The 19,601-nt window shown below is 51.3% G+C and carries 18 protein-coding genes; 5 read left to right on the top strand and 13 right to left on the bottom strand.

Annotated elements, in window-relative coordinates:
• Positions 1-55: 55 nt before the first annotated feature.
• Positions 56-688: a response regulator gene (locus tag ACH50O_RS14285; RefSeq protein WP_446808453.1), complete on the bottom strand. Its 633-nt coding sequence runs from the start codon at positions 686-688 to the stop codon at positions 56-58.
• Positions 685-3,348, bottom strand: coding sequence for a PAS domain S-box protein (locus tag ACH50O_RS14280; protein WP_446808452.1), 2,664 nt, complete (start codon positions 3,346-3,348; stop codon positions 685-687). The genes ACH50O_RS14285 and ACH50O_RS14280 overlap by 4 nt, the downstream gene beginning before the upstream one ends.
• 170 nt (positions 3,349-3,518) lie before the next feature.
• Between ACH50O_RS14280 and ACH50O_RS14275 the strand changes: the two genes are divergently transcribed.
• Positions 3,519-4,673, top strand: coding sequence for a PilT/PilU family type 4a pilus ATPase (locus ACH50O_RS14275; RefSeq protein WP_446808451.1), 1,155 nt, complete (start codon positions 3,519-3,521; stop codon positions 4,671-4,673).
• Positions 4,674-4,679: 6 nt separating this feature from the next.
• Here ACH50O_RS14275 and ACH50O_RS14270 read toward each other — a convergent pair whose 3' ends face one another.
• From ACH50O_RS14270 to hisC, 9 genes are all read right to left on the bottom strand, one after another.
• Positions 4,680-5,003 (bottom strand): NGG1p interacting factor NIF3, encoded by a 324-nt coding sequence (locus ACH50O_RS14270; protein ID WP_446808450.1) that lies wholly within the window; start codon positions 5,001-5,003, stop codon positions 4,680-4,682.
• A 48-nt stretch (positions 5,004-5,051) separates the two neighbouring features.
• Positions 5,052-5,201 (bottom strand): hypothetical protein, encoded by a 150-nt coding sequence (locus ACH50O_RS14265; RefSeq protein WP_157200643.1) that lies wholly within the window; start codon positions 5,199-5,201, stop codon positions 5,052-5,054.
• A 9-nt stretch (positions 5,202-5,210) separates the two neighbouring features.
• On the bottom strand, positions 5,211-5,840 hold the full coding sequence (gene lexA / locus ACH50O_RS14260; protein ID WP_446808449.1) for a transcriptional repressor LexA: 630 nt from the start codon (positions 5,838-5,840) through the stop codon (positions 5,211-5,213).
• A 318-nt stretch (positions 5,841-6,158) separates the two neighbouring features.
• A complete protein-coding gene (locus tag ACH50O_RS14255; RefSeq protein ID WP_446808448.1) occupies positions 6,159-6,548 on the bottom strand; it encodes a glycine zipper family protein in 390 nt (129 codons plus the stop codon).
• Positions 6,549-6,847: 299 nt separating this feature from the next.
• Positions 6,848-7,066, bottom strand: coding sequence for a hypothetical protein (locus ACH50O_RS14250; RefSeq protein ID WP_446808447.1), 219 nt, complete (start codon positions 7,064-7,066; stop codon positions 6,848-6,850).
• 200 nt (positions 7,067-7,266) lie between these two features.
• The gene (locus ACH50O_RS14245; RefSeq protein WP_446808446.1) at positions 7,267-7,986 is read right to left on the bottom strand and encodes a cytochrome c1; all 720 of its coding nucleotides are present in this window, start codon (positions 7,984-7,986) and stop codon (positions 7,267-7,269) included.
• Positions 7,987-7,989: 3 nt separating this feature from the next.
• Positions 7,990-9,387: a cytochrome b gene (locus tag ACH50O_RS14240; RefSeq protein WP_446808445.1), complete on the bottom strand. Its 1,398-nt coding sequence runs from the start codon at positions 9,385-9,387 to the stop codon at positions 7,990-7,992.
• On the bottom strand, positions 9,384-9,983 hold the full coding sequence (gene petA / locus ACH50O_RS14235; protein ID WP_446808444.1) for a ubiquinol-cytochrome c reductase iron-sulfur subunit: 600 nt from the start codon (positions 9,981-9,983) through the stop codon (positions 9,384-9,386). The genes ACH50O_RS14240 and petA overlap by 4 nt, the downstream gene beginning before the upstream one ends.
• Before the next feature lie 145 nt (positions 9,984-10,128).
• Positions 10,129-11,163, bottom strand: a complete 1,035-nt coding sequence (hisC, locus tag ACH50O_RS14230; protein ID WP_446808443.1) for a histidinol-phosphate transaminase — start codon at positions 11,161-11,163, stop codon at positions 10,129-10,131.
• A 555-nt stretch (positions 11,164-11,718) separates the two neighbouring features.
• Here hisC and ACH50O_RS14225 point away from each other — a divergent pair.
• Positions 11,719-13,893 carry a glutamine synthetase III family protein gene (locus ACH50O_RS14225; RefSeq protein ID WP_446808442.1) on the top strand — a complete coding sequence of 725 codons (2,175 nt, stop codon included), beginning with the start codon at positions 11,719-11,721 and terminating at the stop codon, positions 13,891-13,893.
• Positions 13,894-14,134: 241 nt separating this feature from the next.
• On the opposite strand, the gene mfd is transcribed toward ACH50O_RS14225, so the two are convergent.
• Together mfd and ACH50O_RS14215 are read right to left on the bottom strand one after the other, a co-directional pair.
• Entirely contained in the window at positions 14,135-17,629 is a 3,495-nt protein-coding gene (gene mfd, locus ACH50O_RS14220; RefSeq protein ID WP_446808441.1) for a transcription-repair coupling factor, read from the bottom strand.
• Between the two features lie 198 nt (positions 17,630-17,827).
• Positions 17,828-18,577 (bottom strand): flagellar brake protein, encoded by a 750-nt coding sequence (locus ACH50O_RS14215; protein WP_446808440.1) that lies wholly within the window; start codon positions 18,575-18,577, stop codon positions 17,828-17,830.
• 79 nt (positions 18,578-18,656) lie between these two features.
• Between ACH50O_RS14215 and ACH50O_RS14210 the strand changes: the two genes are divergently transcribed.
• Genes ACH50O_RS14210 through ACH50O_RS14200 form a run of 3 tightly spaced genes read left to right on the top strand, consistent with a single transcriptional unit; the run spans position 18,657 to position 19,593 of the window.
• Positions 18,657-18,977 (top strand): DMT family transporter, encoded by a 321-nt coding sequence (locus ACH50O_RS14210; RefSeq protein ID WP_446808439.1) that lies wholly within the window; start codon positions 18,657-18,659, stop codon positions 18,975-18,977.
• Positions 18,977-19,270: a sulfurtransferase complex subunit TusB gene (gene tusB, locus ACH50O_RS14205; protein WP_446808438.1), complete on the top strand. Its 294-nt coding sequence runs from the start codon at positions 18,977-18,979 to the stop codon at positions 19,268-19,270. Before ACH50O_RS14210 ends, tusB begins: the two co-directional genes overlap by 1 nt.
• Positions 19,261-19,593: a TusE/DsrC/DsvC family sulfur relay protein gene (locus ACH50O_RS14200; protein ID WP_446808437.1), complete on the top strand. Its 333-nt coding sequence runs from the start codon at positions 19,261-19,263 to the stop codon at positions 19,591-19,593. Before tusB ends, ACH50O_RS14200 begins: the two co-directional genes overlap by 10 nt.
• The last annotated feature ends 8 nt before the right edge of the window (positions 19,594-19,601 follow it).

The raw sequence follows: 19,601 nt of genomic DNA, 5'->3' as shown, positions 1-19,601 counted from the left end.
AGTAAGATTATTTATGGTTTTATGTAAGTAAATGCTTATGTGTGAAAGCCGGCATCTACATATTCAAGTTGTGCGCGTCATAGTAACGTATCAATTCGGCGTTATTGCTAATTTGCAATTTTTCGAATAGCCGGGATTTGTAAGTGCTGACGGTCTTGTTACTAATCGATAGTTCGCGGCCGATGTCGTTAAGGCTCTTGCCTTTGGCAAGCAGTTGTAATATTTGAAATTCTCGCTCGGAAAGTTTTTCGTGCGGCTTGATTTGCACCGAGCCCTCAAATTCGAACACTATTTTTTCGGCAAGTCTGGGGTCTATGAAGCGTCCGCCGTCGGCAACTTTGCGAATGGCCACCAGTAAGGTTTCGGGATCGTTGTCCTTTGTAAGATAGCCGTTTGCACCGGCTTTCAGCGCGCGCGAAACTATTTGTAGCTCGTTATGCATACTCAAAACCAGAATGGGTAATTCCGGGTATTGCGCCCGGATATACGTAATCATCTCCACTCCGCCGAGATCGGGCATCGTCAAATCCAGCAATACCAAATCCGCGCTATTTTCACGCAGAAAATCGATTAATTGCTGGCTGCTATCGGCTTCGCCCGCCACCGCGATGTCTTGCGAGAGAGTGAATAGCTGTTTGAGCCCGCCACGTACAATGGCGTGGTCGTCGGCTATGAGTAGTCGGATCATAGTACTTGTCTTGTGGGGTTAACGGGGATTCGCACCTGAATTGAAGTACCGTTGCCCGGTGCGCTGGAAATATTTGTCTCTCCGCCCAACATCAGGGAACGTTCTCTTATGCCTATTAGGCCAAATGATTTAGTCTTTTTTGCCGCCGAAGTGTCAAAGCCTCGGCCATTATCGTAAATTTCCAAGCAATATTGATCTTTATCCAAGGTTATCGAAATTCTTACCTTACTGGCGTCGGCATGCCGAAGCACGTTGGTCAGCGATTCTTGGGCTATACGAAATATAACGATCGCAGATTCTTCGTCCATATTGAAATCTTCCTCGGGGTAGTGAAGATTGCATTCAATACCGGATTGTTCCGAAAATTTTCTTACTAACCATTCTAAGGCTGGTACCACGCCCATTTCTATTGCCGAAGGGCGCAATGAGGTCGCGACATCGCGAGTAACCTGAATAGTTTGATCGAGTAACTCCATGATGTCGCGTATTGTTTCCGACAACTCTTGGTTATTGACCGCGAATTTAATGCGCAATAGCGAAATCTCCATGCGTAGCGCGGTCAGCATCTGTCCGAGTTCGTCATGCACTTCGCGGGCCATGCGTTTACGTTCTTCTTCCCGGGCTTGTTCTCGGCGGGCCGCCAATTGCCGCAACTGTAGGCGGGAGGATTCTAGATCTTTTTCAATCTCCTTAAGTTCGGTAATGTCTTGAGAAGTACCTATGCCGCGCACACAGCTGCCGTCTGCGGCAAATTCCAGTTCGGCCCGCTCCCGTAACCATTTCACTTTGCCGTTTGCGATAATCCGATGTTGAATGTCGTAGGGTTTGCCATGCATGGCCGCTTGCCAAGCATTTTCGACGAATATTCGGTCGGCTGGATGAACGCAGTTCATAAAATGTTCGTAACTTATTGCCGTACCTAAGGGTATGCCGAAAATCCGATAATTCTCATCCGACCATTTCAGAATATTCTCTTCAATGTTCAACGACCAACTGCCTAAATGTGCTTGCGCTTGGGCGTGAGCTAGATGGGCTTCACTTTCGCGCAGCGCGTTTTCGATCAACTTGAAATTAGTGACGTCGATATTGACGCCGACGATTTTTTTGGGGCCGCCGAGAGAGGTGCCGGCAATAATCGCCGATGCCTGAATGAAGCGCAAGGCGCCGTCGTTTTGGCGGCGGATTCTAAATTCCCAGTGCTCTTCCTGCTGGTCTCGAAGCAATTTGCGGAGTGTGGCTTCGGCGCGGGGCAAGTCTTCGGGAAGGACCAATTCCGCCCAGATGCGGTAACTGATAGGCGTCCCGGGCGGTATGCCGAAAATCTGGTACATCCGCTCGTCCCAATCGACTTGATCGGTATCAACGTCCCATTCACCCACGCCTATTGCCGAGGCTTTGGTGGCAAGACGCAAGCGTTCGCTGTAGTTACGCAATTGTTCTTCAGCTGCACGCTGTTCGGTTATATCTCTAGCCAAGCCGGTGGTGCCCAGTACTTCGCCGTTATCACCGATTACCGGTGACTTTATGGTTTCGGTCCAGATTTCCCGCCCGCCATCAAATGCGCGCTCGGTCAGAGAGAGTTGTTTTCGGCTCTGCATCACCTCTTGGTCGACGGCCCGGTAGTGTGCCGCCAATTCTTTGGGCCAGATTTCGAAATCGGTGATGCCGCTTAAATCGTACAGATCGGCAATGCCGACGGCTTGCAACCAATGTTTGTTAGCTTGCAAATAGCGGCCGTCCCGGTCTTTCATCCAGGCCAGGAAGGGTAGGTTATTGTATATGGCTCGCAGGCTTGCTTCCGATTCGCTGATGCGTTTTTGTGCGCATTTCAATTCGCTGATATCGGTAACCAACACAAAGAAACCTTTTACTTGCCCTTCGGCGGTATCAGGTAAATAACAGGCCTGTGTATAGCGTTCTTTACCTGAAAAATCGATGATGGTGCGCTCGAAATATTGAGGCTGCCCTTTCAGTACTGCCTGTATATAGGGCAAGTTAAGCGCATAGAGATCTTCGCCAATGACTTCCCGAATATGTTTGCCGAACAGTTGCTCCGAAGTAAACCCGAACCATTCTTCGTAGGCTCGGTTGCCAAATTTATTGATAAGATTTTTGTCCCAATAGCCAATCATCGCAGGCATATGGTTAATTACCGAACGCAGATTCTGTTGACTTTCGATAATTGCCGCTTCTTTTTCCTGTAGCAGATTTTCCGAAATTTGCTCACTACGGCACTGCAGTTCGTTCTCCAGATTTTTTTGCCCGGAAATATCGGAAAATACGGCAAGCCATGCCGGAATTTTGTCGTGCCGGTTAGATAAGGGGCGGCCAGACACCTTTACCGGAATGCCTGTGCCGTCGGGACGTTTGACATACAATTCGATTGCAGGGCGAGGTTCAGGTAATGTCGATTTAAAAAACGGCAATTCGCTGAGCGAACAAGCACTTATCCGATCAGCGAAAAACAGGCTGCATGATTCATCCGATAAAATGGTCGCCGGTCGTTCGACGCCATACATCGATAGCACGGCTGGATTGGCGTAAAGCACAGTGCATTCTGCGTCGAAAGCCACGACAGCATCGTCGATGCTGTCGAGAATCTCATACAGCAGGGCTGCTTCATGTTCAAGATTGGTTAAATTGAGTCGGTTGTTGGTCATCTAGCAGCTTTGGAAGCTCGGTCGAAGCGGGCAAGGATAAACGAGCGCCGGCTTTTCCGGGTAAAGAAAGTTGCTGAAATTGGATGCCGATCTCGCGAATTGTGTTTTGTCTTCACTTGTCGGCGGATTGACCTACACTTTTGGCATCTATCAATTCGAGATTTACCGGTATGGAATTTAAAGATTATTTGAAAATCCTGGTTCAACACGATGGTTCGGACCTCTATCTGACGGTAGGTGCGCCGCCTGCCGCCAAGTTTCAAGGCACATTAAAACCGCTGGAAAACGTTAAGCTCAGCCGCGAACGTATCAAGGACATCGCCGACGGCATCATGGATGCCGAACAACGTGCCGCGTTTGAACATATTCCGGAAATGAACCTGGCGATCACCGAAGAAGGGATAGGGAGATTTCGGGTAAACATTTTTAAACAGCGCAATTGTTACGCGCTGGTGATACGCAATATCAAGGTGGATATTCCCAGTGCCGACGCATTGGGCCTGCCGCAGATCCTGAAAGATAAAATCATGGAAAAGCGGGGGCTGATTTTATTTGTCGGCGGCACCGGTTCCGGAAAATCGACTTCTCTGGCGGCCTTGATAGACTACCGTAACAGTAACTCGTCCGGTCATATCATCACCATTGAGGACCCGATAGAATTCGTGCATCCGCATAAAAAATCACTGGTCAATCAACGCGAAGTCGGAGTAGATACCCTCAGCTATGAAGATGCGTTGAAGAACACGCTACGTCAGGCGCCGGATGTGATTTTGATCGGTGAAATCCGCAGTCAGGAGACGATGGAGCATGCCTTGGCTTTCGCCGAAACCGGACACTTGTGCCTGTCAACGCTGCATGCGAATAACGCCAATCAGGCTTTGGATCGCATTATCAATTTCTTCCCGGAAGAGCGCCGGCCGCAACTATTGATGGATTTGTCGTTAAACCTGCAAGCGTTCATATCGCAGCGCCTGGTGCCGACCGTCGAAGGCAAGCGGGTCGCAGCAATCGAAATTTTGCTTGGCACAAAATTGGTGAGTGATTTGATCCATAAAGGCGATATTCACGCGATTAAGGAAGCGATGGAAAAATCCGAGAATATCGGCATGCAGACTTTCGACAGCCATTTGTTAAGGCTATACAAAGGCGGCGTCATTTCCTTGGACGAGGCTTTGCGCAATTCCGATTCGCCGAACAATCTTAAATTGAAAATCAATTTAAGTGAAGGTTTGGGATCGGCAACCAAACAGTCCAGTTCGCTTACCGGTAGTCTTGCCTTGGAAGAAATCAGCAAGAAAGAAGGCGAAGGCGATGAGGGACACTAACCGGTTTTAGGGTAACTCGGCAGCGGTGAGTATTTTATAGACCTCGTAAGCAGGCTGCTGGTAAGGATGGCAGGCCAATAGAGTTTGCACCACGGGTTTAATTAAATCATCCGCGCAGATCATTTCTATCTTGTATTCCGCGACTTGCTGCGTGTCGCCAATAGTACCCAGATAAGGCTCGCTACCGGCGAGTGGGCGGAATTGCCCTTCTCCCAGCACTTGCCAGGCGCAATTGTCGTAATGGCCGAACCGTCCCGCGCCTTGCTCAAACAAGGCTTGCTTTACCTGTTCCGCATGGCTGGCCGGCACATAAAAACTCAATTTATACATCGAGTTATGTGCCGGTCGTGCATGCACAAACAATGTCCGATGCTAGCATCAGCCGGTAGCCAATAAAAACACTCCCCACAACACCACGACCAGCGTAATTTCCTCGATCATGTTGATGGCGGCTTGTCGGTCCGCTCTGCTCAGCATGGCTGTTTGGTTGGCTTTTTGATCGCGCATATGAACGGATTGATGAAGCATAATCTCCTCCTAATGGTGGTTGGTATAGCTACGCATTTGCCCGACTAATACGCCTTGAATTTCCACTTGTTCGGGCCGGTAACGCATGGCCTGCATCGAGGAATTGGCGGGAATCAGTAAGGTTTCGTGTGGGTACTGCTCAATAAATTTTAATGTGGCTTCGGCTTTATCGACCAAGGCGACGACGATTTCACCGTTACGGGCATGACTACGTTGTTCTATGATCACCCAGTCGCCGTCGAAAATGCCTTCCTCCTGCATGGATTCGCCTTTTACCTTCAACACATAACAGGGGTTGTCGGTTTTCAATTCTTCAGGCACTGTCATATAGGAAATATTTTCGATCGCTTCGATCGGGCGGCCTGCCGCAATGTAACCGACAAAAGGCAACACGCTGGATACCTGGGCTTTGTTGATTAGAGATTTAGCATGTTCGGTCAGACGAATACCGCGCTGCTTGCGTTCCGGCGCTTCGATCAAATTGGCTTCGATCAGAGCCTTGATCTGGCTGTGCAATGAACCGCGCGATTTCAATCCCATTGCGGCGCATAATTCTTCCAGCGTCGGCGGATGGCTGAAATGATCCTGATTCTGCAGCAGGAAGTCGAAAATTTCTTGTTGTTTACGGGTAAGCGTCATGTTTGTTCTGTGTTTGTTTTTAAAAATAATACAATGAAAACAAATTAAGAACAAATGTTTTTTTGGTGTTTGGTGAAAATTGTAGCGGCTAAAATTGTGGGAAATTTACGTTGTAATTGATGCTCGCGGCGCTGGCGCTGTTGTTTCAGATACGCAGTCTTGACGGCCGCTTAAAGGCGGAAAGCGCGGGGGATTTGCTGTCTGGCGTTTCGTAGGCATTGGGCGCGTGGATCAGTGCTGATCGCACGCGCCTTGGAAGTTTCGATTATTTCGGGAAAAGCCGATAAGCCAAAAATGGCGGCGTTTTAAAGGGGCGCTTTAGTTGACCAGCGTGTGGCCGCGCTGACGCATGCATGTTTTGAAAGCGCGTTTAAAGTCCTCGTTGGCTTGATAGCCTTCCCACAATCCGGCAGGAATCGCCAAAATAGCGCCGCCCGCAGCACCTGTTGCAGCGCTGCCGGCTATCGCGCCAACAGCGGCACCGCCGGCGGCACCGGTTACAGCGCCAACGCCCGCACCCATGCCGATTTCCTTGGTGATGTCCGATGCTTGCTCGGCCAGTGCCTTACACTCCACCATATCGCGCTGAGTGGTATCCGGATGTTCGTCCAAACGAGGATCGACTATCGGACGCCAGCCGCTCATGGATGCGCACCCAGTGGTTAATGCGAAAAGTATCAGCATCGTTGATAAATATGTTTTTTTCATGTTTTCTCCAAAAAGAAGCTTATTTAAAAAGCGAAATAAAATTTATTGTCGCCCCTGAAAGCCCTATCTATTGATTTCTCCGCTGGCGGGAGCCGAGGAAAATCAAAAGACTGCGCCTGGATTTCGCCGGGGTGTTTGAGTTGCTCTTATGTTAGGTAAGGTGTTTAAAAGTTCCCGGCGGTTGTACAATTTTTATCGCCAACACTACCGAAAGTGTCATGCGGATAATAATGGTTACCCGCTTTAAATATTTGCTTTCAGTTTGCTTTCGTTGGGAGCTTTTATCAGCCAGGGCATGATCAATCAGTTTGCGGTCGGGCATTTTGAAAAGAACCAGCTTTAATAAGGTTGGGGGTGTTGCTGCGTTGCGGTTTGTACCATTCCTTAAAATCTATCGGCAATTCAAGTAGAGGGGCCGTTATGCAAAACCTCAGAATGCCATCCAGCGCGACATAAGTACTGCCGCCGAATCCCCTGGCATTGAAGTCTTGATCCATCGCAGTATTCGAGTCGTTCATAATTACTCCACAGTTATTCACGTGCGGAAAATTCTATATAGAGTCACTTAAAATCTACTTAAGCTTTGATTAGGATCGGGTTAAAAGCGGCTGTTTCGGAGCTTGCTTTAAAAGAGGGTAGATTCAAATAACTTCAGACATAAAAAAAACCGGTATCGCTCCTGGCGATACCGGTTTTGCTTTACTAGTTTTAGTCAAGCTTAGTGCACGTCTTTCCAGTACTCTTTTTTCAACAGATAGGCAAGTGCGATAAACATCAGGATAAAAAACAACACGTATTTACCCATTTGCTGTCTTTCCAGTTGCACCGGTTCGCCGACGTAGACCAGAAAGTTGACCAGGTCGTTGACCATTTTGTCGAACTCTTTCGGTGACATTTGGCCCGGTTGGTCCAGTTTCAGATCGGTGATGACATCGTGGCCTTCGACTTTCTGCACGACTGCCGACTGACTACCTTGCAGTTGCCAGAACACATTCGGCATGCCCACATCCGGAAATACGGAATTGTTCACGCCCAGCGGTTTGCTTGGGTCGGTGTAGAAGCTTCTTAGGTAGCTATACAGCCAGTCGGCGCCGCGCGAACGGGCAATCAGCGACAAATCGGGTGGCGTGGTGCCAAACCATTTTTCCGCGTCGTGCGCATTCATTGCCGAATGCATCTGATCGTAAATGCCGGCGCCCAACGGCGCCACATTTTTCAAAATTTCGGCTTCGTCCAGTTTCAAATCCAGTGCGATGCGTTTATAGCGTATATGTTTGGCGGAGTGGCAACCCAGGCAGTAGGTAACGTAGTACTTAGCGCCACGCTCCATGGAGATGGTATCGGTCAGGTCGATGTCAGCGCTATCCAGTTTCACGCCGGAACTGGCCAGTACGTTAAAAGGCAGCAAAAATAAAAGAGTGTAGAGTATTTTTTTCATGGCTTAATCCAGGCTCTTTTTCAGGTTTTTTGCGAAACGAAACAACACGGCTACGATGCCGGACCAGTTCGGCCTTTTTTTGGCGATGGTGCCGCCTAGGTTATCGGGGACTTGATGCACTTCGACGACTTCATCAGCCAAGGCCAACAAGCCGGGAATCCGGTCTTCCAGCGTGGGCTGATCCGTCAAACGATCAGGCAAGGGTTTAGTTTTTTCCCAACGGGTATACAGCGGCATCAATAGGAAAAAGCCGAAGTAAACCGCGGTTAAAATCCGGGCAACGGTGGTTGCTCCCGGCGTGGCGGGTTGCGTACCCAGATAGCCCAAGCCAATGAAGCTGATTACGAACAGCAACAGCGCTTTTTTAAACATGCCGCCGCGATAGCGGATGGATTTCACCGGGCTGCGGTCCAGCCAAGGCAGCATAAACAGCACGACAATTGCGCCGCCCATGGCGATGACACCGGCGAATTTATCCGGCACCGCGCGCAAAATCGCGTAGAACGGGGTGAAATACCAGACCGGGGCAATATGTTCCGGGGTTTTCAAGGGGTCAGCCGGAATGAAATTGGCGTGCTCCAGGAAATAGCCGCCCAATTCCGGCATGTAAAAGATTACCGTAGCGAAGAAGAACATGAATACGCCAACGCCGACGATGTCTTTAACGGTGTAGTAAGGATGGAAAGGGATGCCGTCCAGCGGGTGACCTTTCCAATTCAGGTTTTCCTTGATTTCGATGCCGTCCGGGTTGTTGGAACCGACTTCGTGCAACGCGACGATGTGCAGGAATACCAGAATCAACAGTACCAAAGGCACGGCAATAACGTGAAACGCAAAGAAGCGGTTCAGTGTGGCGTCGGAGACGACGTAGTCGCCGCGTACCCACAGGGATAATTCGTCGCCGACCACGGGAATCGCGCTGAACAGCGAGATGATCACCTGCGCGCCCCAGTAAGACATTTGGCCCCAAGGCAGCAAATAACCCATAAAGGCTTCCGCCATCAGGCAGACGAAGATCAGCATGCCGAAGATCCAGATCAGTTCGCGCGGTTGCTTGAAGGAGCCGTACATCAAACCGCGGAACATGTGCAGATATACCACGATGAAAAAAGCCGAGGCGCCGGTGGAGTGCATGTAACGCACTAGCCAGCCCCAGTTCACGTCGCGCATGATGTATTCGACCGAGTCGAAAGCCAGTTTGGCATCGGGTTTGTAGTTCATGGTCAGCAGAATGCCGGTGATGAACTGATTAACCAGCACGAATAAGGCTAATGAGCCGAAAAAGTACCAGATGTTGAAGTTTTTAGGCGCGTAGTAATGCGCCATGTGTTCATTCCACAAATCGGAGAGTGGAAAGCGCTCCAGCAGCCAGTCGCTGCATTGATTCATTTTTTGCTTCATGCTTTGTTTGCCTCGCTGTCTTCACCGACGACAATTAAATTGTCTGTTACATACCGGTAAGGCGGAATTTCAAGATTGGTGGGGGCGGGAACGCCACGATACACACGACCGGCCAGATCGAACCAGGAGCCGTGGCATGGGCAAAAGAAACCGCCTTTCCAGTCCGGGCCCAAATCGTTAGGGGCAATTTCCGGGCGAAACGTGGGCGAGCAGCCCAAATGCGTACACAAACCGACCGCGACAAAAATCTCAGGTTTGATCGAGCGCAAAGGATTTTTACTGCTGTCGGGTTGCAGGGATTCGTTGGAGACCGGGTCCGCCAGCTTGCTGTCCAGCGTAACCAACGTCGATAAGACTTCCGGCGTTCGATTCAATACCCAGACAGGTTTGCCGCGCCAAGCGACCCTGATCAACTGGCCGGGCTCCATCTTGCTGATATCGACATCGACGGGCGCGCCCGCTGCCATGGCTTTGGCGCTGGGCTGCATTTGGGAGAGAAAGGGCACGGCTAAATAACCCGCACCCACTGCACCAACCACCGACAGTGCCGAGGTCAGAAACTGGCGTTTGGAATGATCGACGCCTTCGTGGTTCATAAGTAACACTCCTGATGATGTGATGTATTTCGCGATACACCAATTATTATAATTTCAGGCAAATATACCCTACTGTCCTTGATAATTGAAATTGTTCTTGCGACAGCGCAACACAAGGCTTGCAGGCATTTGCCGATACTGCGGTTTAGCACTTTAATGCATGTGTCAGCGCTTTCAGAAAGGCTTGATTTTCTTCCGGTTTGCCTATCGTCACGCGCAGACAATTGACCAGCAAGCCAGCTTGCGGCGATAAATTCTTGATCAACACCCCTTGCGACTTTAGCGAGGCAAATACCTCGTTGGCCGGTGTATTCAAGGTGCGGAATAAAATGAAGTTGGCGGCGCTGGGATAGGCCAGAATCTCCGGCATCGTCTGTAAGGCTTGTAGTACCTTGCCGCGTTCTTCCCTTAGCGTCCGGGTTTGTTGCCATAAAAAATCGCCGTGATCCAGCGCAAAGCCGACCGTAAGTTGGGTCAGGCTATTGATATTGTAGGGCAAGCGGACTTTGTGCAGCTGATCCAGCACAGCCGCTGCGCCGGCCAAAAAACCCAGGCGTAAGCCAGCCAGGCCCAGCTTGGACACTGTGCGCATTACCAGCAGGTTTGGATAATGTTCCAGTTGCTCGATAAAGCTGGCGTCGGCGAATGGGGCATAGGCTTCGTCGACCACTACCAATCCCGGTGCGATGGCGAGTATTTCCTTGATGGCTTCGGCATCGAACAAGTTACCGGTTGGGTTGTTCGGATAGGCCAGGAAAATCAATGCCGGCTGTGTTTGCGCTATCGCCAGACGCATCGCCGGCATATCCAATTCAAAATTGTCGGCCAGCAGGCTGACTCCTCGATACGCTAAGCCCAAACTCAGTGCGACTTGCTTATACATCACAAACCCCGGTTCTGGCGCCAGCACAGTGGAACCGGAGGTTAAGGCCATCATCAGAATTTGGATGATTTCGTCGGAACCGTTGCCTAACAATAAGGACGCTGTATCCGGAATAGCGTTAGCGCGGCGCAAACTGGCAGCCAATTCCTTTGCTTCCGGATCCGGGTAGCGATTGATCGGGCAGCTTTTTAGACTTTCCAGCCAGTCTTGCTGAATCTCTTCCGGCCAGTTATAGGGGTTTTCCATGGCGTCGAGTTTAATCAAATTGGCGGCGTCGGCCACGTGGTAAGCCGACATGGCAAGTACTTCTGGCCGGAAAAGGGTTTCGAGCGGTTGGGTTGGCATGTAGTCAAACTCTGCGGAATTGGAACAAGCGGCATGTGTTGCAATGCCCTAGTAAACTCGGGCGGCCGCGAGGACAAAAATTCGGCGGATTTTAACAAAGCGGAGGACGAACGCATAACCTTGAAAACCAGCCATCTTGCGTCCCCGTTGACGCGAATCGCACGCGGCGGTGCGGACGATACGGCGCGGGGATAATAACACCGCTTGCTGAGGGAGGCAAAGAGATTAGCGGGTAGGGCTTGTTGACTAATGGAGTTTGAATATTTGCCTGCCGCCGCCCTCTCCAAGACATTAACTTTCGCGCACTAAATTTGTGCCGCATTTTCATCGTAGTGCACTAATAAAATCCACGATCCTTTTCTTCGTTCCGTGCCGACTGTTTAGCAAACTTCCGCTACATCCCATAATCCCTGGATTTTAGCCAATGTCGAGATTAATCAAGCTTACTGGATTGATTATTGCTGACGAATGATGGAATGACATTCATCCTCAAACCAAGGCTAAGCTATGACTGGAAATACCGCGCGCGTGCAAGCTGTTCAAACCATCACCAATCGCCAACCGATGCCCGCTAAAATGCCGGCATCGTTGGCCAGTTTATGGGCTAGCGATGTCTTTACTCTGAGTAAGATGAAGGAATGCTTACCGAAAGAAGTTTTTAAATCCTTAAAGAAAACCATCGAAGCCAGCGCTGAGTTGGACGTTTCTATCGCCGATGTTGTTGCGTTGGCGATGAAAGACTGGGCGCTCTCAAAAGGGGCTTTGTATTACGCCCACGTTTTTTATCCGTTGACAAATGCCACCGCCGAAAAGCACGACGGTTTTATTTCCGTGCAAAGCGATGGCTCTGTCATCTCCGAGTTCAGCGGCAAAGTGCTGGTACAAGGTGAACCGGACGGCTCGTCGTTCCCGAATGGCGGCATTCGCTCCACCTTCGAAGCCCGCGGCTACACCGCCTGGGATGTGACCAGCCCGGCCTATATTATGACGACGGACAACGGCGCAACGCTGTGCATTCCTACCGTGTTTATTTCCTGGACCGGCGAAGCGCTGGATAAGAAAACGCCTTTATTGCGCGCGAATGCCGCAATGAATAAGGCGGCTCAGCGCTTGTTATCGCTGCTCGGTCACACCGAGATCGCCCCGGTGAATTCCAGTTGCGGAGCCGAGCAAGAATATTTTTTGGTCGATGCCAATTTCGTCAGCAATCGCCCTGATTTGTTGCTGGCGGGGCGTACGCTTTTCGGTGCCGCGGCGGCTAAAGGGCAGCAGTTTGACGATCACTATTTCGGCGCGATACCGGAACGTGTCCAGGTTTACATGCAGGATGTGGAAGAGCAGCTGTATCGTTTAGGTATACCGGCCAAGACCCGTCATAACGAAGTGGCTCCCGGACAATTTGAGATCGCGCCGTTTTTTGAATCAGCCAACGTTGCCACCGACCATCAACAGTTATTGATGACCGTGTTGAGAAACACCGCCAAAAAACATGGTTTGGTTTGTCTGCTGCACGAAAAGCCTTTTAAAGGCATTAACGGCTCCGGTAAACATGTGAACTGGTCTGTCGGCAATGCCACCCAAGGCAATTTGCTTGATCCAGGCCATACGCCGCATTCAAATACCCAGTTCCTGCTGTTTTGCGGTGCCGTGATTCGCGGCGTGCATAAATACGGTCCGTTGCTACGTGCGGCGATCGCTACCGCCAGTAACGATCACAGATTGGGAGCGAATGAAGCCCCTCCGGCGATTATGTCGGTGTATTTGGGGACGCAACTGGATAACGTGTTCGAACAAATTAGTAATGGCGAGATCACTGGTTCCTTAAACGCCGGCGTGATGGATTTGGGCATCAATACCTTGCCGGTGTTCAATAAAGATGCTGGCGATAGAAATAGGACCTCGCCGTTTGCCTTTACCGGCAACCGCTTTGAATTCCGCGCCGTAGGCTCTGGCCAATCGGTCGCCGGCCCGCTAGTCACTATGAACACCATGTTGGCGGATTCGCTAGACTGGGTTGCGGATAGCCTGGAAAGCCAGTTGGCCAAGGGCCTTGATCTGGATGCGGCCATTCTGAAAACGCTGAAGGAATTAATCGACGCCCACGGTGCGGTGGTATTCGGCGGCAACGGTTATTCAGCGGAATGGCACAAAATGGCGGTTGAGGAACGCGGCCTGCGCAATTTAAAAACCGCCGCGGATGCGTTGCCGGTGTTGAAGGAGCCGGAGGTGCAAGCTTTGTTTGAAAAACTCGGGGTATTGTCGCCCGTCGAACTTGCCAGCCGATTTGAAATTTACTCGGAGCAGTATGTGCTCGCCATTGAGGTGGAAGCCAAATTAGTAATCAGCATGGCAAAAACCGGTATTTATCCGGCTGCCGTGAAATACTTGTCGGATCTTTCCTCCTCTTTAAGCTCGCTTAAAAGCAATGGTGTGGAACTGGGAAATGAGCGCCTGGTTTTAATTGCCGGGCTATTATCTTCTATGACCATGACCACCGATAAACTCAGTGCCGCGCTTGCCAAACATGATTTTGCAACGGTGGAAGAACACATGCAGTTCTGCGCAAATACTATCCGGCCACTGATGGATGAGGTTCGGCAGTATGCCGACGGGCTGGAAGGGGAAATTGCCGACGAATTGTGGCCGTATCCGACTTATCAGGAGATGTTGTTTATTAAATAACACTCGTCTGTCGTCGCAGAAAAGTTGAATTGATGTTTGTGGAGGGATTGAAGTAGCACAAATGCTTTTGTGCTACTTCGAGCTGTTGGTGTTTGCAGTAATGTGATTTATTTGGTCCGTGCGGAGGAGGGAAGCATTTTCGCTTCACTAATAGCTTTTTATCGGCATAGGCGCATAAATTGGATATAACATCTTGCAATGGTTTATCCGGGAATCGCCCGGGATATTGATATGCCAATCGTCATTTTTTGGACCCCAAGCGCCCCAACAACTTCTCCAAAAACACCACCTTATCCTCCATATCCTGAAATGTCTGGGTAAAGCGTAATTTATCCGCGCCGTCGAATTTATACACCTGCGACTGGCTTTGGACCATCAGGATCAACTCGCCGGTATCGATTTGCGGGGTGGCGGTAAAGACGATGCGGCCGCCGGTGGCGTGGGCTTCGATTTTGCGGATGCCCAGATGCGCGGCTTGTTGTTTCAGTTCAGTGATCGCGAACAAGGCTTTGACTTGATCCGGCAATAAGCCGAAGCGGTCGATCATTTCGATCTTTAACTTGCGCAAATCGTCTTCGGTTTCGGCGCTGGCGATGCGTTTGTAAAGCACCAGACGGGCGTGGATGTCCGGCAAGTAGTCTTCCGGAATCAACGCGGCGATTTGTAAATCCACTTCCGGGCCGGTATCCAGCGGTGCGTCCAGTTCCGGTTGTTTGCCGGATTTCAAGGCCTTGACTGCGCGTTCCAGTAACTCGGTGTACAAGGTGAAGCCGATTTCTTGAATCTGACCGCTTTGTTCGTCGCCCAGCAACTCGCCGGCGCCGCGGATTTCCATGTCGTGCGAGGACAGCATGAAGCCGGCGCCCAATTCGCCTGAGGTCTCGAAGGCTTCCAGGCGTTTGATCGCGTCCTTGGTCATCAAGGATTTCGGCGGCACGATGCAGTAGGCATAAGCGCGGTGATGCGAACGCCCGACCCGGCCGCGCAATTGGTGCAGCTGGGCCAGACCCAACTTGTCGGCGCGGTTGATGACGATGGTATTGGCGCTGGGAATGTCGATGCCGCTTTCGATAATGGTGGTGGCAATCAGCACGTTGAAACGCTGGTGATAAAAATCCAGCATGATTTGCTCTAGCTCGCGCTCGGCCATTTGGCCGTGGGCGATCTGAATCCGCGCTTCCGGCACCAATTCGCCCAGTTCGCGCATCATTTTCTCCATGCTTTTCACGTCGTTGTGCAGGAAAAACACCTGGCCGCCGCGTTTGATCTCGCGCTGGCAGGCTTCCTGCACTTGCGAGTCTATCCATTCGGTGACGAAGGTTTTGATGGCGTGGCGGTTCGGCGGCGGGGTGGCGATGATGGAAATATCGCGAAGGCCGGCCATAGCCATGTTCAAGGTGCGCGGAATCGGCGTCGCGGTCAGCGTCAGCAAATCCAGCTCGTGGCGCAGCTTTTTGAAATGCTCTTTTTGCGTGACGCCAAAGCGGTGTTCCTCGTCGATGATCACCAGGCCCAAGGCTTTGTATTTCATCTCCTTGGACAATAATTTGTGAGTGCCGATGACGATGTCGACCTTGCCGTCGGCCAAGTCGTCGGCGATGGCTTTTTGCTGTTTGGGGGTGACGAAGCGCGAGGTGACTTCGATACGCACCGGCCAGTCGGCGAAGCGGTCGCGGAAGTTTTGATAATGCTGCTGAGCCAGTAGGGTGGTCGGCACCAGCACCGCGACCTGTTTGCCGCTTTGCACTGCGACAAAGGCCGCGCGCATCGCCACTTCAGTTTTGCCGAAACCGACGTCGCCGCAGACCACCCGATCCATGGGCTGGGTGGCGGCCATGTCTTGCAGGATGGCGTCGATGGCGCTGAGCTGATCCGGGGTTTCCTCGAACGGGAAGGCGGCGGCAAAGGCGTTGTAATCGCTGTTATCGATGTTAAAGGCAAAGCCTTCGCGGGCGGCACGTTTGGCGTGGATGTCCAGCAGTTCGGCGGCCACGTCGCGGGCGCGCTCCATGGCTTTTTTCTTGGCTTTGCTCCATTGGTCGGTGCCTAAACGATGCAGCGGAGCATTTTCGGCGCTGACGCCGCTGTAACGGCCGATCATGTGCAAGGACGATACAGGCACATAAATCTTGTCGTTATTGGCGTATTCCAGCATCAAAAACTCGGCGTCGATGCCGCCGACGTTGAGAATCTGCAAACCCAGATAGCGGCCGACACCGTGTTCCTGATGAACTACGGGCGAGCCAATGCTCAGCTCGTCGAGATTGTTGAAAATGTTTTCCAGCGCCCGCGCCGCCGACTTTTGCCGACGCCGTCGTTGCTGGGCTTTTTCGCCGCTGAGCTGGCTTTCGGTGATGATGGCCAGAGGCGACAATCGTTCCAGACGATTTGCCGCACTTCCACCATCCATGGCGGTCATTGTTCTTTCCAACCAAAGCCCATGATCCATCGGCGCGACGACGATGCACGGCGAGTGATCGGTTTGTAAAAACTCCGGCCAGCTTTGCACTTGTTTAGCGGCGAGTTTGACGCTTTTTAGTTTGTCGATCAGGCCTTCGCGATGGCCGGCGGTTTCGGCGACGAACAGGATCTTGCCGGCAAAGCCTTCGATGAATTGGCGCAACCGTTGGGCGGGTTCTTTTAAACGGCTATCGATAGCGACATCAGGCAGCAGTTTGCAGTCAAACGCGTGGGCGGTTTCTGCTTGGTTGTCCAGTACTACGCGGCTGAAACTATCGGTGTGCTGTTGAATTTCCTCAGCCGATAAAAATAGGCGGGTTGGCGGCAATAAGGGCCGGTCGGTATCGTATTTGCGTTGTTGATAGCGTTCATCCGCTTCGCTGTAAAAACGCTGGGCGTTTGCGGCAAATTGTGCCGGCAGCACAAACAAGGCAGTTTTCGGCAAATAGGCAAACAGCGATTCGGTGCGTTCGACGAATAGCGGTAAATAGTATTCGATGCCGGCCGGGGCGATTTGCTTGGAAACATCCAGATACAGATTGTTCTTGGGGGAGGCGTCCGGGAATTGCTCGCGGAAGGCCTGGCGGAAGCGTTTGATGGCTTCGTCGGTAAACGGGAATTCGCGGGCCGGGAAAAGCTCGACTTTCTGCATCTTGTCTTGCGACATTTGCGTATCGGGGTCAAAGCTGCGGATCGATTCCACATCGTCGTCGAACAATTCGATGCGGTAGGGCTGTTTGGAACCCATGGGGAATAGGTCCAGGATGGAGCCGCGCACCGCGAATTCGCCGTGCAGATAAACTTGCGACACGCATTGATAACCCACGGCTTCCAATTTGGCGCGGGTGACTTCCAGGCTAAGCGTGCCGCCGACTTCGATGGCAAAGCTGTGGGCCAGAATATGCTCGCGCGGCGCTAGGCGGTGCATCAAGGTTGCGACCGACAAAATCAGCGCGCCGCGTTTGGTGTCGGGTAGCAGCGCCAGGGTGCGCAAGCGTTCGGAGATGATTTCCGGCAACGGCGAGAAGACGTCGTAGGCCAGGGTTTCCCAATCCGGAAAATGCAGAATCGGCAGGCTGTTGTCTAAGAAAAATGCCAGTTCATGTTCCAGGCGCAATGCGGTTTGCGTGTCCGGCGTGACGATGACCAGTAGGCGCTTTTCCTGGGTAATTGCTTGGGCCAGCGTCAGCGAGTCGCCGCAGCCGCTCAGGCCGCTCCAGAATACCGTGGAGGGGTGCTGCGGCAATGCTGCCGCGGGTATTGGCGGTAAGGACATGTTGATGGCGTTGGATTTCAGAAGGCGGACATTATACGCGCGAAGTTTGGGCTTGCAGCGAGCCTTGGCGAGCTATCTACCGGCACCGCGCAAGAATCTTCGCTCAGTTTTTGGTGTGCAACTTGGTTGTTGCGGTTTCGCCGGTTAGCGCGCTAGCCTCCGACTCATGCCTTGAGTAAGGAGGTCGGCGCGGGGCGGTTAGACATTGAGGTTTTTCTGTTGCAGTTCTATCTCTTGCATGTAACGCTGAATATTGTTTTCGAATACCTGCGGCACGTGGGTGAACCTGCAACCGATACGTTGTTGGTAGGTGGTGGCGCTGGCTCTGATGTTGCTGATGCCTTTAACCATGAAGCCGATGCTGGCGCGGCTGCCGTCATTAAGATACAAGGCGCATTCGTTGATAACGGTATCGGGCTGTAGCGAGTCGGTTAATTTTGGATAAGGATTCAAGAACGAGAAACCGGAAAGACTGATGTCTGCCAAGGTAAACGTTTTAGCTTGAATCTCGGCGATACCTTCTTCATTTTCGATAGTGAAATTGATTTCGCATGTGCTGTTTTTATGCGATAGCGGCACTTTAACCCGATAAAATTGCCGGCGCTGCATCCAGAATATTGCGTCCGGGATTGGCATCGCGAAAACCGGATGCCCATCACTTTGTGACTTTTTGATGGCTTTGCCTCTGAACGAGACTTTAATCCCTTCGTATTCCGTACGGAATAGAACTTTTGCGGAACTCAATAGCTGTTTGTTGAGTAGTTCCGTGGGAGCTACATCCAGCGTGATCAGATTGGCTTTTTGATCGAGGTCGATAATGGTCGTCAAAAACGATTGGTTATGCTCGCCAAAGTGCGCGGAAATGATGCACTTCTTCTTTATCAAATCGCTCAGATGACCAAATACCAATTTGGCGCTTCTAACGAGGTAGTCGGATTCTTTTTCCATTAAATTGCTAAATATTGCGGTTCGGTGAAGGCACTATTGTAAAATAGCGCTGATTATAGTGTATATGACGGGAGTTTTGATGGGTTGGTTGCTATTGTTCGCCGCAGGTTGCTCGGAAATCGTGTTTGCCGTGAGTCTTAAATACAACGATGGGTTTACCAAATTATGGCCGAGCGTAGTGACCGGGGTGTCCGGGGCCGGCAGTTTTTATCTGTTAATGTTGGCGATCAGAACCTTACCGTTGGGTACAGCTTATGCGGTGTGGACCGGAATGGGGGCGGTTGGTGTTGCCATCATTGGGATTTTTTTATTTAAAGAATCGGCGGATTGGTTCAGATTGGCTTCGATTCTACTGATTATCATCGGTATCGTCGGCTTGAAGCTGACGCATGTGGAATAATGCTGCATTTACTGTCGCAATTACCATTGCAAGCAGCTGTCGTCGAACGTATAGGCGACGGTGACGATGTTGTTCTGATGGACAATGCTGTTTGCGCCGCTTTGGGCGGTCATGGCGGAAATGTGTTATTGCAGCGTCTACTTGCCGCAAACTGCCGGATTTTTGCGTTGAATGAAATGTTGCAGGCTCACGGTGTAGAGCCGCAGTTTCTGCTGTCTGGCGTCGAGCAGGTTGATTACGCGGGCTTGGTCGAGTTAACCGTCAAAAATCCGGTGATTCATTCGTGGTGTTGACGTTGGACGGCGTCGTGCTGGAGACCACTGATGACGGCTTTCTGCGGGATGCGAAACAATGGAATCGAAACGTCGCGGATGAGCTGGCCCGGCTTGAATCCATCGAAGTTACCGATGCGCATTGGGAAATCCTATTGTACATTCGCGACTACTATAGGCAATTTCAACATCTGCCCAACGCCCGGATGTTTGTGGCGGCTATCCGCAAGCAATTCGGCGAAGAAAAAGGCAATAGCCGTTATTTGCAAAAACTGTTTCCGCAAGGGCCTTTGAAATACGCCTGTAAAATTGCCGGCTTACCGAAGCCGCCTACCTGTTTGTGAAAATATTT

It is taken from the genome of Methylomonas sp. 2BW1-5-20, from assembly GCF_052474515.1.
This window is presented reverse-complemented; position numbering and strand designations above follow the sequence as displayed.

Excerpts from the sequence above, each read along its gene's own strand:
- ACH50O_RS14285 (WP_446808453.1), bottom strand. The coding sequence starts at position 688 with ATGATCCGACTACTCATAGCCGACGACCACGCCATTGTACGTGGCGGG.
- ACH50O_RS14280 (WP_446808452.1), bottom strand. The coding sequence starts at position 3,348 with ATGACCAACAACCGACTCAATTTAACCAATCTTGAACATGAAGCAGCC.
- ACH50O_RS14275 (WP_446808451.1), top strand. The coding sequence starts at position 3,519 with ATGGAATTTAAAGATTATTTGAAAATCCTGGTTCAACACGATGGTTCG.
- ACH50O_RS14270 (WP_446808450.1), bottom strand. The coding sequence starts at position 5,003 with ATGTATAAATTGAGTTTTTATGTGCCGGCCAGCCATGCGGAACAGGTA.
- ACH50O_RS14265 (WP_157200643.1), bottom strand. The coding sequence starts at position 5,201 with ATGCTTCATCAATCCGTTCATATGCGCGATCAAAAAGCCAACCAAACA.
- lexA (WP_446808449.1), bottom strand. The coding sequence starts at position 5,840 with ATGACGCTTACCCGTAAACAACAAGAAATTTTCGACTTCCTGCTGCAG.
- ACH50O_RS14255 (WP_446808448.1), bottom strand. The coding sequence starts at position 6,548 with ATGAAAAAAACATATTTATCAACGATGCTGATACTTTTCGCATTAACC.
- ACH50O_RS14250 (WP_446808447.1), bottom strand. The coding sequence starts at position 7,066 with ATGAACGACTCGAATACTGCGATGGATCAAGACTTCAATGCCAGGGGA.
- ACH50O_RS14245 (WP_446808446.1), bottom strand. The coding sequence starts at position 7,986 with ATGAAAAAAATACTCTACACTCTTTTATTTTTGCTGCCTTTTAACGTA.
- ACH50O_RS14240 (WP_446808445.1), bottom strand. The coding sequence starts at position 9,387 with ATGAAGCAAAAAATGAATCAATGCAGCGACTGGCTGCTGGAGCGCTTT.
- petA (WP_446808444.1), bottom strand. The coding sequence starts at position 9,983 with ATGAACCACGAAGGCGTCGATCATTCCAAACGCCAGTTTCTGACCTCG.
- hisC (WP_446808443.1), bottom strand. The coding sequence starts at position 11,163 with ATGTCGGCTTACCACGTGGCCGACGCCGCCAATTTGATTAAACTCGAC.
- ACH50O_RS14225 (WP_446808442.1), top strand. The coding sequence starts at position 11,719 with ATGACTGGAAATACCGCGCGCGTGCAAGCTGTTCAAACCATCACCAAT.
- mfd (WP_446808441.1), bottom strand. The coding sequence starts at position 17,629 with ATGTCCTTACCGCCAATACCCGCGGCAGCATTGCCGCAGCACCCCTCC.
- ACH50O_RS14215 (WP_446808440.1), bottom strand. The coding sequence starts at position 18,577 with ATGGAAAAAGAATCCGACTACCTCGTTAGAAGCGCCAAATTGGTATTT.
- ACH50O_RS14210 (WP_446808439.1), top strand. The coding sequence starts at position 18,657 with ATGGGTTGGTTGCTATTGTTCGCCGCAGGTTGCTCGGAAATCGTGTTT.
- tusB (WP_446808438.1), top strand. The coding sequence starts at position 18,977 with ATGCTGCATTTACTGTCGCAATTACCATTGCAAGCAGCTGTCGTCGAA.